The sequence below is a fragment of the Mesorhizobium sp. B2-3-6 genome, assembly GCF_006442305.1.
GTDB lineage: Bacteria > Pseudomonadota > Alphaproteobacteria > Rhizobiales > Rhizobiaceae > Mesorhizobium.
Genome location: NZ_VFVW01000002.1, coordinates 562,321 through 576,314 on the forward strand (window position 1 = coordinate 562,321; position 13,994 = coordinate 576,314).

Genomic DNA, 13,994 nt, shown 5'->3' on the forward strand with positions numbered 1-13,994 from the left:
GGTCACGTCCAGTTGCCGTTCTCGTCAAGACCGATCGGCCAGTACGGCATACACGTTATCAATTGCACATAATCCTCGTGCTTTTCCTCGACCAGCCATTGCAGCATCGCGACCTGCGGGGGTACGCGATCGGCCGCGGGCAACGAGCGGTTGACCTCGTCGAATTCGAGCCAGTAGTTGCGAAAGAACCAGACGACTTCGGGCGCCGATGCTGGACCGGCCAGACGCTTGTCGAATGCCAGGTCAACCGCCTCGTCGTGGTCATAACCCTCCTCAACCAAAGCCTGTACGTTGCCCTGCCACCAGTTGTCCGCAACCTTGTACGCAACCTCGAAGTTGGCGATGTACTCTGCGTACATTTCCCTGTGCTGCTCGGTCGCTTCGGCAATCGGCTTGGCTTTGCCCTGGTCCGGCACCTGGCCCGCGAGATCGTTGGGCGCGTTCAAAAGCTGCCTTACGCCTTTTTCGATGTTGTGGACGACCTTGAACGCCATGTCAGCAATACTCCCCGCCTGGAGACAGGCCGACCGGAACGAAGACGAGAAAGCTCATGATCTCAAAGAGATCAGGAGCCGCGGTCTTGAGGTCGTTGACCAGCAAATCGACCGGGAGCGCAAAGTCGACGTCATCTGAGTCGTCATCGGACCCCCAATCGCCCTCCTCCGGCGCAGCGTCCGGCTGCTTGTTTGTTTCGTTCTCGCGGTTCAGTTCGAGGATGCGCAGGTAATAGATCCGGACGACCTCAAGCACTCTGGGATGAGCAACGGGACCCATCGGCCATCGTTGTTCGAACGCGTTGAGGGATTTTGCGTCCTGCATTTTTTCAGGACCGCGCCCAGCGCGTTCCCTCCACCAGGTCATCACGGGCGGCACAATCTTGCGGAGATCGGCGACATATTCAGCCTGGAGATCGTCGTATCGCGCGTTCATCGATTGTGCCTCTCATCTCCTGCTCCTGGCTACCTTCGCCTTAACCTTCGAGCCCTGGCTCATGTAGTGCTCTTCACAATGCGGTCGGGCGAACTTCGCCTTGCGCATCATCTCCTTGAATTTTTCCACTCCGAGATGGCAGCCGCCCTTGTCCCATGCCTCGTTCAGCGGGGGCTGGTGGTCGTGGGTGCGATACTCCTTCTTTTCCCATGAGCCGTCCTCATTCTTGGTCCATTGCTTCTTGCTCTTCCTCCTCCCCCTCTTTTCCCGATGGAATGGGGCGGTGCCGGTTGCCCTCTTGCCCTTGCATTCCCAGCAAGGCTTGCCATTGACCGCGTCGCGCTGCTCGGCCGAGCGGCCCGGCCGGCAGGCCTGACTATAGGGTTTGTTCTTCGGGCAAGGCGTGTTGTACAGGTCACCCAACTCGGCCCTGAGCGTCGTTAATGCGCCAAGGGTCGTGCAATTCGGCGGAGTGCACATGGTGTTCTGCAGCACAGGATCGCCGTGCCGGCAAACGCCCTTGCCTTCTACCTTCACCGTGAACGACCACAATGTGAAACTGGCCTTGCCCTTGATCTTGTGCGTCACCACGCCCGCGCCGAGACCTGGCGTCGCCGGTTCATTGCCGGTGGACATCGAGCACTCGGAAACGTTTTCCAGTGCCGTCGGATTGCCGCCATCCGCTTTGACGCTCTTGCTTCCCTTGATCAGGTCCTTGGCGAACGCCATGTTGACATAAGGCACCGGAACCGGCCCCGCGGGTGGCGGGGGCGGCGTCAAGCAGACGTCACCCGGCGCGATCGCCTGGCCGTTGCTGCCCTTGTGGAACCACCCCATGTTTTCCGCGAACACCGTGCAGGGCATGCCTTAGGCCTCGGCTGGCGTGGACGCCTGACGCATGGCAATCAGACCATTGTCGGCGAGGTCGTAGATGTCGGCAAAAGCCAGTTCCCTCACTTCCCAGTCGTCCGTCCAGAAGGCTGTGCGTTCCGGCGACGCGCCATAGCCCGGCGGCGGCAGTTCGACGATGCGCTGCTGTAGCCGCGACGGCGGCCAGAAATCGTCGACGCATCCCGCGATCAGCCGCGCCATTTCATCAAACCATCGGTCGGTAGCCTCCGGCGGTGGGCCGAGTCGAACGATCGCAAACGGATAGCGCCGGCCGGCCCTGTCTTCGCTCATGCGCCAGACGCCCGCATTTGGCTGGTCGCCAAAGATGCCCGCACGGACCGAGAAGCGCCATATGCGCGGATTGAGCTCGCCCGTATCGGGCCTGTCACGCAGTTCAATCGACATCCAGCGGTCCCAGCGGTCGGTGAGGACGCGCGGCAAATTCCAGGTGATAAAGTCACCTGTCGAGGGGATCTTGCCGAAAAAACCTGTCGTCATATCTGCGCCGGACAGGAGAACTTCTTGAACATTTGCAAATTGTAGGGGTAGTCGATACTTGACGCCTTGAGCGTCAAGTCCCCGTAATAGCCTACTGCCCCTACCCGCAGGCTGTAGACATCCGCGAGTGATGTCGCGGTGAACCGCGCCGTCCGCAGCATTCGCAGCCACGCCCAACTGCCCGTGTCGCTCACCATCATAACCGGCGAGCCGTCGACGGCCTTGTTGTCGCAAGCGGGCGCTGGTTCGTCATTGCAGCGCATCAGTTCGGTTTTGCACACGATTGCCGTCACCAACCACGTGAGGGCGGAGTCTGCGCTCAACAGATCCTTGAGGTTTTCCCTATGAGCCGAAAGGGCGGTCAACCGGGCCAGCTTGACGTCGGGCAGGAAACTGTCCCACTGCGCGTAATAGAGCTTCGGTATATCTTTCGACAATGCGGCGGCCGAGGTCTTGGCGTTGTCGAAACAGCCGCCGGCAAAGACCGCGTGATCCAGCGCCGCCAAATCCTCGGCTTCCGCAGCGCGCACCAATGGAAAAGAGTCGGTCATGTCCCCCAACACCGCCCAGAGGGCCTATATCATAACAATAATAACAAATTTTTGGCGCGAAAGGTGAATTATTGTTCCAGGAGGTGCCATCACTTGCTCCCCTGCATACCCGAGGAGGACCATCCTCTATGCGCCTGAACGAACAGCTATATTTTTGATCCCAGGCTTTGATGGTGCATCCTTAGTCAAAGGAAGCGCTATGGGCCACATTCTGCCTGGGAGCGCCTCGACGACAGAGGCGGCCTGTCGAGCGATACAGCACGGTCAAGAGAGGCTGAGGGCGCTGCCAAGCGCCACGGGATCAAGCAGAAGACCACCGGCAACGGCGCTACCGAAGGGGCGATGGCGCTGATGGTGGCGGCTGACGTTTTGTGAACGACTATGCCCTGGGGCCGACCGCTGAACTCGCGCGTTGTTCGTTCACATCCAGGCCGGGAACCGGCGCGTCCGGCGCCAATCGATTAGGGGTGTATCCGGATTGGCGAGTGCGGCGCGTATTGCGTCCAGCCGAAGCCTGCGCATCGAATGGAAGGTCTCGTGATTGCTCCCGCCGCGTCCCCCGTCCCACCACGCGGACACGCGATCGGCGACCGGAAGCGGGCTGGCGGTCAGGGATTCAAATTCCTTGCCGAGCGCGGCCGCGTCTGTCGTGAACAGGTCGGTATCATTGAGATCTACCTCGAACAGATCGCGCAACGCCAGCCCGGCGGCGAAGACAAGCTCTGGCTCACGCATCTTGGCGATCAGCCACGGCATGACCGACCGGTCGCCAAAGAGGCCGATTGCCGCTGTCGCAGTGGCGCGCAAGGCAGGCTGCTTCAGACGGTCCTGCAGCCAGCCCTTGCCGGCCTTCAGGGGCGTCGTCAAAAGGCGCATCTCGATCGCTGCAGGCGCGAGGGCCGGCTCTGCCAGTACGATCTGGTCAAGCACCGGGTGAGCCAAGCGCGCTTGACCAAGAAGGCAAGCCGCAAGTGCGGCGATCAGGCGTTCCTTCGACGTGTGGCCGTCGAGTCCGTCCAGCACCGTCAGAAGGACGTCGCGCCGCTTGAGCCCGCCGGCAAGCCGAAATGCACGCCTGCGAATATTCGAGTCCGGATCGCCCAGCAAATCGCCAAGGCGGGTACCGGGATCGACGCGATGATGCCAGAGTGCCGCGAGGCCGAGGCCGCGCAGCCGCGCATCGCGCGCGTCCAGCCATTCCGCCACGAACGAACTCAGATTTTCGCGCGGCGTACGCGCTATCGCGCCGGACAGGCCCGACGCGCCATCCTCGCCCAGCGTTCCCGCGGCGTCGACCACCGAGGTAACTGTTTCGGCCTCGCCCCAATGCAACGCCAGCACGCAGAGCACGAAAAGCTCGCCGGGCTCGGCGTAGTCGGCGAAATGCGCCTGAGCCGCCTCCCAGCCGGCCTTTCCGGAAGCCATTAGCCCTTCGAGATTTGCATTCAGGCGCTGGTCGATACGGCCGATATCGGTTTCGCCCAGGATCGGACCATCGATTTCACGTCGTCGACGGGACCAGAGGAAAGCCGCGTCGCTGGCGTGCTGGTCCACCATGGCAGCGATAGACGCGATCCGCTGCATCGTGAACGCCTCAGTTGAGATGGATGGCTCCGCCACGGATGCGGTTGGTGCCGCTTGCGTGGCTCGTCAGTTGGTTGCCGCGAATTGTGATGCGCCCATCCTTCTCTAGGATAATCGATGCCAGGCCGCAGCGCAGTTCTATCCGTTCTTCTCCGCTGATGACGACACGGTCGCCTTCGCGGACAACTGACAGTTTCCTCTCCTTGTGAGCTGGATCGACGATACGTCCGACGACCAGCGGCCGCATCGGGTCGCCACCTTCAAAAAGCAACGCCAGTTCCGACCCGATCGACGAAGTGTCCAGCTCGGTCAGACTGCGCGCCGCAATTGCTGTCTCGCGTGGATTGCCAACGAAGACAACTAGCGGCGCCCCGTCTGCGAAACCAATCAGCAGGCCGATCACGACGCCGTCGATACGATCCAGCACTTGCATGATGATGCCCTCAATTGTTGTGGATGTTGCTTCCTTTGACGACCACGTCGCCACCGGCCTTAATGTTGATCTTGCCACTGCCCTTGATCGTAATGTCCTTGCCGTCGGCAACAATAGTACCGTCCTTTTTCATGGTGATCGACGCATCGCCGCATTTGAGCGTGATCGAGTCGCCAGCTTCGATCATCAGGTTCTTGCCGACATTGATCGAACTATCCTCTTTGATCTGAATGCCGCTGCCTTTACCGACGTGGAGCGCATGCGCGCCACCCACGTCGGTGGCGTCATCCGCGCCGATCTTGGCTGTTCGTGCCTTGCCGATCTCGGACGACTGTGCCCCGCCGACGGCGAAACTCTGATCCGCGCCGACGTTGACGCTCTGCGCCGCCGCTATATTCCAACTGTCGTCCGCGCCGATATCGTGGCTCTGCTCGGCGCCAACGGTGACAGACCTTGACGCGCCGATGGTGTTCGTCTGGACGGCGCCAACGCTGCGGGTCTCGGCTGCGCCGACAGTGTCAATACGCGCCGCCTTCACCGTAATCGTCTGTACAATCCCCACCGTCTGAGAATGATTGGCGTCGATGTTCTCCGTCGAGTTCGACACGACATGAATGGTCTCGTTGGCCATGACTGTCAGCGAGCGGTTGGCGCCCACTGTCTCGGTGTCGTTCGAGCCGATGTTGGTGGTCTGGTCGACGCCGATCTTGACCGTCTTGTTGTTGCCGACGTCCTCGTCGAGGTTGTGGCCGACGGAGTGTTTGGCGTCGTGGTCAATGCGGTCGGACTGATCGTGCTGGACCAGCTTTGTGCGGTCATGCTTGATCAGAAGGTTGTGATCCTTCTGCGCCTGGAAATTGACCAGTTCGGAGCCGGCCTTATCCTCGAACATCAGTTCGTTGTAGCCGCTACCGCCTTTGGAAGAATCCGACTTCCAGCCCGATTGTGTGGCGTTGCCAGGCAGGCCGTAGGGCGGCATCTGCGAGGCATTGTAGACCCGGCCGGTGATAATCGGCAGGTCCGGGTCGCCTTCGATGAAGTCGACGATGACCTCCTGGCCGATGCGCGGTATCTGGATGAACCCCCAGCCACTGCCGGCCCAACTCTGCGACACCCGTACGAAACAGGAACTGTTCTGGTCCTTCTTGCCGACGCGGTCCCAATGAAACTGGACCTTCACCCGCGCATATTTATCGGTGAATATCTCCTCGCCGGATGGACCGACCACCGTCGCCGTCTGCGGGCCGCGCATGATCGGTCGTGGCGTGGTCCGCGGCGGGCGATAGGGCAAGGCTGTCGGCGCCACACCGAGGACCACTTTGAAACTCTCGCTTTCGACGTCGGCCTGGGCTCTATAGCCGGGGTCAAACAGCCTGTATTCGGCGCTGACCACCAGATATTCCTGGTTCTGGTCTTCGCGCGGAAAACCGTCCAGCTTGAACGTGCAGCCGGAATACAAGCCCCGCACGGTGCCGGCCGCGGCGATGCGCTGGTGCAAGGCCTGGATCTCCTCGCGCCGGATCGAAGCCAGGCTGTCGCCCCGGCTTACTTCGAGATGCGCGCCCGGCTGGCGGTAGTTCTCACCCGCGGACAATTTGTGACTGAACGGCTGGGCCGACTTGGCCATAAGGTCGGCGCCCGGCTTCTTGAAATCATAATCGGTGTGGGCATAGGCGCCTGGGCGCACCGAGCTGCCCGGTATCCATTCGGTGATGTATTCGACGTCGCGCCGGGAGCCCTGACCTTCAAAGTTATAGAGCACTTTCTCGTAGCCCGGCGCAGGCTTCAGCTTGCTCATCGCGTCAGCCAGGACAAGCGTATGCTTGCCGTCATCGTGCTCGAAGAAATAGAAGATACCTTCGTGCTCCAGCAGCCGCTGCACAAAGTCCAGATCGGTCTCGTCGTATTGCACGCAATATTCACGCGCCGGATAGGACCCTTGCAGGCGTAGATCGAATTCGGAGATGCCGTATTTCTTGAAGACATCCTTGACGATGTCAACGACGCTCTTGTTCTGGAAAATATAGCAATCTGTGGTGTTGCCGAGAAACCAGAGCCACGGCCTCATGACGGCCTCGTAGTAGGCTAGCCGGTCCTCCATGCGGGTGAGCCGAAACTCCGACACGATTCCACTGAGCCAGCGCTTTGGATCGGATTCACCTTCGATCGAGACAGGCCCGCCCAGCATCTTCAACGGGTCGATATCGGAGTCTGTGCTCACGAACCCGACCGTGTAGGCAAAGCAACGGCTGATCTCATCGCGTCCGACAAGATGCGTGAAGGTCAGCAAGTCGGAGCCAACCGGTGTGCGGACAACGGTGGCACGTTCATTCGGCATGGGTCGAGCCCCCTCCTGGACGCGGCCGCCAATGTGATGGATTTGAAGTTCCCGCTATATCAACGGTGTCATTAGCGGTGTTACGTTCAGGAACTTTCCAAATCCGCCACGCCAGGCCATGCTTAGCCTACCACATGTTTTCCCGCTGACCAAAGAGGACGGGCGGGCGACAGAATCTTACCCCTCGACTCGTCGGCTTGAAACGCCGCTGTCCTGTTTTGCCTGCAAGCTGCTAGAATGTTGGAGTATCGATCAACGATCGACGGCGATCTTGGATGTACATCAGTCTGCGGATCAACAATGTCGACGCCCTGCTCGCTGGCACCTCGACCAGCTACGTGGCGCGTGATAGCGGCTTCGAAATCGGGCGCGATGCTTGTGACTGGACCTTGCCCGACCCCGACAAATTCATCTCGGGTCGGCACTGCGAGGTTCGATACGAGGCGGGCGCGTTCTGGCTGTACGACATCTCGCGCAACGGGACCTTCATCAATGGATCGAGCCAGCGCATGAGTGGCCCGCATCGGCTGGTCGATGGCGACCGGATGCTGATCGGCCGCTATGTCGTCTTGGTATCGGTCGAAGAAGAGCGCGCCACGGCAGACCACCCCAGCCGCGATTCGACACAGCGGGAAACGCCGGTCGCGACAGGCCGGCCGCTGGAGTTCGGAGATGGGCCTTTCTTCGAGCCCGCGCAGCAACGGTCGGCACAGCGCATTTCCGCGCCGACATTCCCGTCGCCCGCCCTGCCCTCAACCAGGGACGAGGTGCTGCGGGAGATCGCGATCGCAGCCGGCATTTCGCCGGAATTGCTTCAATCGCGCGACCCCCATGAAGTTGCCGCCGAAATCGGCGCGGTCTTGCGGGACGTGGTCGAGGAGCTGACCCTTCTGCTGAAAGCACGCGCGGCCGCGAAAATGTTGGCCAAAAGCACACAGCGAACGATGATCAGCGCCGCCGACAACAATCCGATGAAGTTCGTTCCAGGAACCGACGACATCCTGGAAATCATGTTCGCCCGGCGCAGGACCGGCTATCTTGATGCCAGGCGCAGCATCGAAGATGCGTTCCGCGATCTCAAGACTCACGAGTTTGCCACTTATGCCGCGATGCAAACCGCGCTCTCCCGGCTGCTTGACGACCTGTCGCCCGAGGCGATCGGCAGGAAACTCCCGCCTACCTCGTTTACGAGGAAGAAGAGCCAAGCCTGGGACGTCTATGTCGCGACATGGCGGACCATGGAGGAGGCACATGAAAACGGCATGCTTGATATATTCCTGGCCTATTTCAGCGAGGCCTACGCCAAGGCCGGCAAGCAGAAATAGGAGACCCCAGGAAGGCACGGCCCCGGGAAACGTATGGCACATGGCCAAAAATGCATGGCACGGCAGTCGGCGAAGAAAAGTCTCGCTGACGCCGGCGGCCGGTTCCAATCGACGATTTCTGAGATTACGATCGCATAAGACAGTTCGCCAAGCGGGTAAGACTCATTAAGCTGGGGGTCTGCGGCAAATGTCATGCCACGGCGGGATAGCATCTTCTAGCCACTGCCACGGCCGGCAGCGGCTGTTTTTCCTTTACCCGACTGGAAACCGTTCTGCGCCCATCTCACCCCATCGCCGGCGCCCCGCCTGCACGGACGATCTGCGATGAGTTCGGAGGACGACCCCTTCGGCCCGGCGGGCAAGACGGTCATTCGCGCAAATCCGCGGAGCAAGCAAAAATCGACGCTAATTCCCGAGCTGCCCGTCGCGGACCGAGGCCAGTCCTCTCCAATCAAGGATTCGACGGTGTTCGATCCAGGCGGCGGGCGGTCGCCAGGCTGGGCATCCGGAACCGTGATTTATCAAGGTGGCCCCGGCGATGTTGGGGCGCCGGCAGGCTCTGCTGGAACTGCGCCGGCGACAGGGATCGAGCAGGAAAGCCTATTCAACGCCGGGAGCGGCATCAAATACGCCGCGGCAAACCCCATTCTCGCCGCGGCGGCACCTTTGCTGATGCTGCTCGGACAGTTCAGGCTCTTGCCCGTTGAAAGACAGGCGGCGCCATTGGCGCAACATGTCACCGAGGCGATTGAGAAATTCGACCGGATAGTTGAGAAGTCAGGGGTTGCCGAAGAGGATGCCCGGATCGCGAAATTCGCCCTCTGCGAAACCGCCGACGATCTCATCGGTAACCTGCCCTGGCCCAGGAATGACGCCTGGGCGCCACACGGGATGCTGCGGCAATTCTTTCACCTCGAGCCCACCGGCACCGGCTTCTACGAAGCGCTGAACAAGATCCTGGCCAGTCCCGAAAAACACTACGATCTGCTCGAACTGATGCATGCCTGCCTGTCGCTGGGTTTCGAAGGCCAGTATCGAGGCGTGACGCGACAAGACAACAATCTCGAACGCGTTCGTCGCGACGTCTACGAGACGCTTCGCTATTTCAGGCCGCGTTCCAGTGGAGACATCTCGCCGCATTGGCAGGGCGTAGCGGCGACGATGGCGCAGTCCTCCGCCCGCCTGCCGCTTTGGGTCGTCGCGGCAGCGGCGACCGCGTTGCTGACAGCGGCGTTCTTCGCATTGCGGGTCTTCATAACCAATGAAGGCGAGGCGGTCGCGGGTGAATTGCTGGCGCTCGACCCATCAACACCAGTCGTCATAGAACGCGCCAGCGTGGCGCCGTTGGCTGAGCCGGCGAAAGTCACCCCACCAGCGGCCACCGCGCAGATTGATCGTATTCGTGCGGCATTGGCCAAGGATCTCGAAGGCGGCGGGCTGACCATCGGCACCAAGGGCGACTTCATCGTCGTGGAGATCAACAATCTCCTGCTGTTCCAGTCCGGCAGGGCCGAGGCGAGGCCGGAATTCCAGCCCATTGCCACCGACATCGCCGCGGCTCTGGAACACGAGCCTGGACCAATCCGGATCGTCGGCCACACGGACAATGTGAAGCCACGAAAGTCGAGCGCGTTCAAATCCAATTTCGACCTTTCCGTCGCCCGGGCGAAGGCAGTCGAAGTGTTGATGGCAGTGAAATTCAGCGATCCCTCGCGACTGACGGTCGAGGGTAAAGGCGAGGACGAGCCAATCGCCGACAATGCGACACTGGATGGCCGCGCCAAGAACCGCCGTGTCGATGTGATGATCCCCCGGGAGGAAACACTGTGAGCACGGCCCGCTGGAACCACCCATGACGCGTTGGCTGTTGCGGATATTCAGCGTGATCGCGCTGGTCGGCTTCGCCGCGGCAGTGTGGTTTGCGGGGCCATTGATCCGCTTCACCGAGATCCGGCCGCTCGGACCTGGGTGGCTGCGCGCGACGATCATTGGTGTGATCCTCGCGCTGCTGGCGCTTTTTTACGCGCTGCGTTTCTGGAAAGCGAGGAAGGCGCAAAAAGCGCTCGAAGCCGTCGTTGCGCACAATGACGACCGCGATGACGATTCTCGGGTGCTCGAAGCGCGGATGAACGAGGCCGTGGCGGCGCTCAAACGGTCGAGCGGCAAGCGCAACTTTCTCTATGAGATCCCCTGGTACGTTGTCATGGGCCCGCCGGGTGCCGGCAAGACAACGGCTCTGGTCAATTCAGGCCTGAATTTTCCGCTTGCCGGTTCGGGGGACGCCCAACCGGTGGCCGGTGTTGGCGGAACACGTGCCTGCGACTGGTGGTTTACCGATCAGGCCGTGCTGATCGACACCGCAGGTCGTTATACGACGCAGGACTCCAATCCCGAGATTGACAAGAAGAGCTGGCTCGCATTCCTGTCACTGCTCAAGAGGTACCGCACCAGACAACCGATAAACGGCGTCATCCTGGCCATCAGCCTTGCCGATGTGATGAGCTTCGATGATCAGCAGCTTGATGCCCACATCGTCGAGATACGCAGCCGCCTGAGAGAAATTCACGAGACGCTGAAGATCCAGTTTCCCGTCTATCTGCTTTTCACCAAGGCCGATCTGGTTTCAGGGTTCACGGATTATTTCGGCGGTTTCGACGAGGCGCGCAGACGCAAGGTATGGGGCACGACATTCCAGACGGCGGAGCGCGATAGGAACATGGCCGCCGCGGCTCCTGCCGAACTCGATGGGCTGGCGGAACGACTGGCGGACGAGATGGCCGACCGCCTCCAGGAAGAGGCTGATCCGGTCACGCGCATCTCCATCTTCGGCTTTCCGGCTCAGTTCGGCGCGCTGAGGGGGCGCATAACCAGTTTTGTCGCCGGTCTATTCGACCCGTCCCGCAGCCAGGTGAACGCCAGCCTGCGTGGACTCTATTTTTCGTCAGGCACGCAAGAGGGAACGCCCATCGATCAGGTGCTGGGCGCAATCGGCCGCAATTTCGGGGGCAATTCCCGCCCGCATCTTTCCGGAGCCGGCAAAAGCTTCTTTTTGCATGATCTGCTGACGGACGTCATTTTTGCCGAATCCGGATGGGTTTCGTATGACAAATCAGCTGCGAGGCGGGCGGCGGTGGCCAGATTTGGCGGCCTCGGTACGATAGCGCTGATCGCTGCTGCCGCACTCGGTACGCTCGCTCTGAGCTTCGCGGCCAACCGCTCGCTGATCGCGTCCGCAACGGTTGCCATGGGCCAGTATCGCGCGACGGCGGAAACGCTGCTCAAGGCAGCCACGGTTACCGATGTCGACCTTGAAAACGTCATCGGCCCGCTCGACCAGTTGCGCGACCTGCCGGCCGGATTCGAAGCCGCTGAGCTAGCGACACCGATCGGGGAGACGTTCGGCCTCAGTCAGCGGGAAAGACTTCTTTCCGCGTCCCGGACCGCTTATCGGAAAGGCCTGGAACGCATGTTGCGCTCGCGCCTGCTGATCCAGGCCGAGCGAACGATCCAAGCCAAGATGGGCGATCCCGCCGCACTCTACGTGCCGTTGAAAATCTACCTGATGCTTGGTGGCAAGGCGCCGAAGGTCGATGACGCGCTGATCGTTTCCTGGATGAAGCAAGATTGGGAAAAGAACCGATACCCGGGCGAAAACAACCGCGAGGGACGAGCGCACCTCGAAAAGCACCTGCGCGCCATGCTCGCCTTGGACGACGCCTATGACCCCGTTTTCGAACTGAACCAGCCACTTGTTGAAGCCGCACAACGCTCTCTCGAACGCATGAGCCTTGCCGATCGAGCGACCGCTTTGATCAAGTCGGCGATCTACGCGGCGGCGCTGGAGGACTTTTCCATTTCCAAGCAAGGTGGTCCCGAAGCGCAACTGCTGTTCGAACGTATCGATGGCAGCGATCTGGCGGACCTTCGTGTTCCCGGTCTCTACACCAATGCCGGCTTCAACAGGTTCTACCTTGCCCAACTCTCGCGCGTTGCGCAGATGCTCGTTGACGAGCAGTGGGTTCTCGGTGGTGGCGGAGAGCAAGGCGACATCGATCAGCAATTGCTCAGGCTCGGCCCGGAACTTCTCGATCGCTACGGCAAGGCGTTCGCCGCGGCGTGGAACAGCGTTCTCGACCAGTTGAAATTCAAGGCGATGCTGACAGACAAGCCGCACTATACCGCGCTTTCAGCCGCTGCCTCCCCCAATTCGCCGATAAAGCGGCTGTTTTCGGCGATCGCCAACGAGACGGCGCTGACACGGGACCCAGGTGACGGTTCTGGCGCCGAGACAGAATCCGCGGCTCAAAACCAGCGACGCAGCGCCGCAGAATTAGCCAAGGGCTTAGCCCGTATCGGCATACACATAGCCAACGGCAAATCGCAAATCCGCGCCGGCGCACAGCCCGCTGACGTACAGAACTTGAATCCGGGCGCGAACATTGAAGCGCGATTCAAATCATTCCAGGTCCTGGTGAACGGGCCCACCGGACATCGCCCGATCGACGCACTAACCCAGAACTTCAGCGACATCTATCAAAGCCTGCGACTGGCCACCGAAGTTCCTTCGCAGGTGGAGCGGCTCAACGGTAATCTGCAGCTACAGATTGCCACCCTTCGCGCCAATGTCTCGCGTCTGCCCAAGCAACTCGGCCGGATGGTCAACACGACGGCAGATGAGTTCGAAGGTAACGTCGCCGAAACCTCGGTGACAAACTTGAACCAGATACTCGACCAGACGGTCACAGCCCCCTGCGAGGCAGCGATCAACGGCCGTTACCCCTTCGACGGGAGCAGCACCGAGGACGTCGCCATGGCCGATTTCGCGAAGCTGTTCGCCCCAGGCGGACTGATGGACCGGTTCTTTGCACAAAATCTGGCCTCGCTGATCGACATGACCGGCCAGGACTGGCGTTGGAAACAGGATACGCGCTTTGGACGCAACTTGTCGAAATCGACCTTGAAGGACTTCCAGTTGGCTGCGGAAATCCGCATTGCCTTTTTTCCATCGGGCGCTTCAGTACCCTCCGTCAGCGTCACCTTTACACCCTTCTCGCTGCATGGCGATGCCGACATGGCCGTACTTGATGTCGATGGCCAGACCGTTCAGAGCAACCAGACCGGAAATGGGCCGAGCACGGTGACTTGGCCGACCGGTACGGCTACCCCATCCGCGAGCCTCAGCCTGACGCCAGAAATGCCAGGGCGCCAGTCCGCCATCACGTTCGAAGGGCCGTGGGCCTTGACGCGGCTTCTGAGCAAGGCGGCTATCACGGGCAACGAGGGCAGCATGCAGGCCCGCTTCGTGATCGGCGGGCGCGACGTCACCTACACGATCCAGACAGGGTCCGGCACCAACCCCTTCCTGCTCCCTGCCCTTTCCGGGTTCACCTGTCCCAAGGCGTTCTGAGATTGAGATGATCCTGGGCAGTAAGCCGCAGAAGCGC

10 protein-coding genes and 3 pseudogenes are annotated in these 13,994 nt (G+C 60.8%); 5 read left to right on the forward strand and 8 right to left on the reverse strand.

Translation table 11 applies throughout. The features are described 5' to 3' along the window. Nucleotides 1-2 precede the first annotated feature (2 nt). The 5 genes and pseudogenes from FJ953_RS08400 to FJ953_RS08420 all read right to left on the reverse strand — a co-directional run. Nucleotides 3-494, reverse strand: coding sequence for a hypothetical protein (locus tag FJ953_RS08400; RefSeq protein WP_140557363.1), 492 nt, complete (start codon nt 492-494; stop codon nt 3-5). Nucleotide 495: 1 nt separating this feature from the next. Next, nucleotides 496-930: a hypothetical protein gene (locus FJ953_RS08405; RefSeq protein WP_140557361.1), complete on the reverse strand. Its 435-nt coding sequence runs from the start codon at nt 928-930 to the stop codon at nt 496-498. Between the two features lie 12 nt (nt 931-942). Further along, the gene (locus tag FJ953_RS08410) at nt 943-1,782 is read right to left on the reverse strand and encodes a DUF4150 domain-containing protein (protein WP_210241328.1); all 840 of its coding nucleotides are present in this window, start codon (nt 1,780-1,782) and stop codon (nt 943-945) included. 15 nt (nt 1,783-1,797) lie between these two features. Further along, entirely contained in the window at nt 1,798-2,319 is a 522-nt protein-coding gene (gene tagF, locus FJ953_RS08415; protein WP_140623900.1) for a type VI secretion system-associated protein TagF, read from the reverse strand. Then, nucleotides 2,316-2,822 (reverse strand): annotated as a pseudogene (locus FJ953_RS08420) (hypothetical protein); the annotation flags it as partial. The gene tagF and the pseudogene FJ953_RS08420, both read right to left, overlap by 4 nt. A 247-nt stretch (nt 2,823-3,069) precedes the next feature. Between FJ953_RS08420 and FJ953_RS30795 the strand changes: the two are divergent. Beyond that, nucleotides 3,070-3,185 (forward strand): annotated as a pseudogene (locus FJ953_RS30795) (IS481 family transposase); the annotation flags it as partial. A gap of 105 nt (nt 3,186-3,290) precedes the next feature. Here the strand turns inward: FJ953_RS30795 and FJ953_RS08430 are convergent. The 3 genes from FJ953_RS08430 to tssI are packed head-to-tail and all read right to left on the reverse strand — an operon-like array spanning nt 3,291 to nt 7,225. Then, entirely contained in the window at nt 3,291-4,454 is a 1,164-nt protein-coding gene (locus FJ953_RS08430; RefSeq protein ID WP_140623904.1) for a hypothetical protein, read from the reverse strand. A gap of 10 nt (nt 4,455-4,464) precedes the next feature. Then, nucleotides 4,465-4,890 carry a DUF6484 domain-containing protein gene (locus FJ953_RS08435; RefSeq protein ID WP_140557457.1) on the reverse strand — a complete coding sequence of 142 codons (426 nt, stop codon included), beginning with the start codon at nt 4,888-4,890 and terminating at the stop codon, nt 4,465-4,467. A 7-nt stretch (nt 4,891-4,897) separates the two neighbouring features. Continuing rightward, nucleotides 4,898-7,225, reverse strand: a complete 2,328-nt coding sequence (gene tssI, locus FJ953_RS08440) for a type VI secretion system tip protein TssI/VgrG (RefSeq protein WP_140623906.1) — start codon at nt 7,223-7,225, stop codon at nt 4,898-4,900. A gap of 275 nt (nt 7,226-7,500) precedes the next feature. Between tssI and FJ953_RS31160 the strand changes: the two are divergent. The 4 genes and pseudogenes from FJ953_RS31160 to tssM all read left to right on the forward strand — a co-directional run. After that, nucleotides 7,501-7,770, forward strand: a pseudogene (locus tag FJ953_RS31160) (FHA domain-containing protein); the annotation flags it as partial. After that, on the forward strand, nt 7,771-8,550 hold the full coding sequence (gene tagH, locus FJ953_RS08445) for a type VI secretion system-associated FHA domain protein TagH (RefSeq protein ID WP_318013162.1): 780 nt from the start codon (nt 7,771-7,773) through the stop codon (nt 8,548-8,550). Between the two features lie 513 nt (nt 8,551-9,063). Beyond that, on the forward strand, nt 9,064-10,380 hold the full coding sequence (gene tssL, locus FJ953_RS08450; RefSeq protein WP_318013161.1) for a type VI secretion system protein TssL, long form: 1,317 nt from the start codon (nt 9,064-9,066) through the stop codon (nt 10,378-10,380). 22 nt (nt 10,381-10,402) lie between these two features. Beyond that, entirely contained in the window at nt 10,403-13,957 is a 3,555-nt protein-coding gene (gene tssM, locus FJ953_RS08455; RefSeq protein WP_140623908.1) for a type VI secretion system membrane subunit TssM, read from the forward strand. Nucleotides 13,958-13,994: the final 37 nt, after the last annotated feature.

Coding starts and splice junctions, on each gene's coding strand:
- FJ953_RS08400 (WP_140557363.1), bottom strand. CDS start 494: ATGGCGTTCAAGGTCGTCCACAACATCGAAAAAGGCGTAAGGCAGCTT.
- FJ953_RS08405 (WP_140557361.1), bottom strand. CDS start 930: ATGAACGCGCGATACGACGATCTCCAGGCTGAATATGTCGCCGATCTC.
- tagF (WP_140623900.1), bottom strand. CDS start 2,319: ATGACGACAGGTTTTTTCGGCAAGATCCCCTCGACAGGTGACTTTATC.
- FJ953_RS08430 (WP_140623904.1), bottom strand. CDS start 4,454: ATGCAGCGGATCGCGTCTATCGCTGCCATGGTGGACCAGCACGCCAGC.
- tssI (WP_140623906.1), bottom strand. CDS start 7,225: ATGCCGAATGAACGTGCCACCGTTGTCCGCACACCGGTTGGCTCCGAC.
- tagH (WP_318013162.1), top strand. CDS start 7,771: ATGCTGATCGGCCGCTATGTCGTCTTGGTATCGGTCGAAGAAGAGCGC.
- tssM (WP_140623908.1), top strand. CDS start 10,403: ATGACGCGTTGGCTGTTGCGGATATTCAGCGTGATCGCGCTGGTCGGC.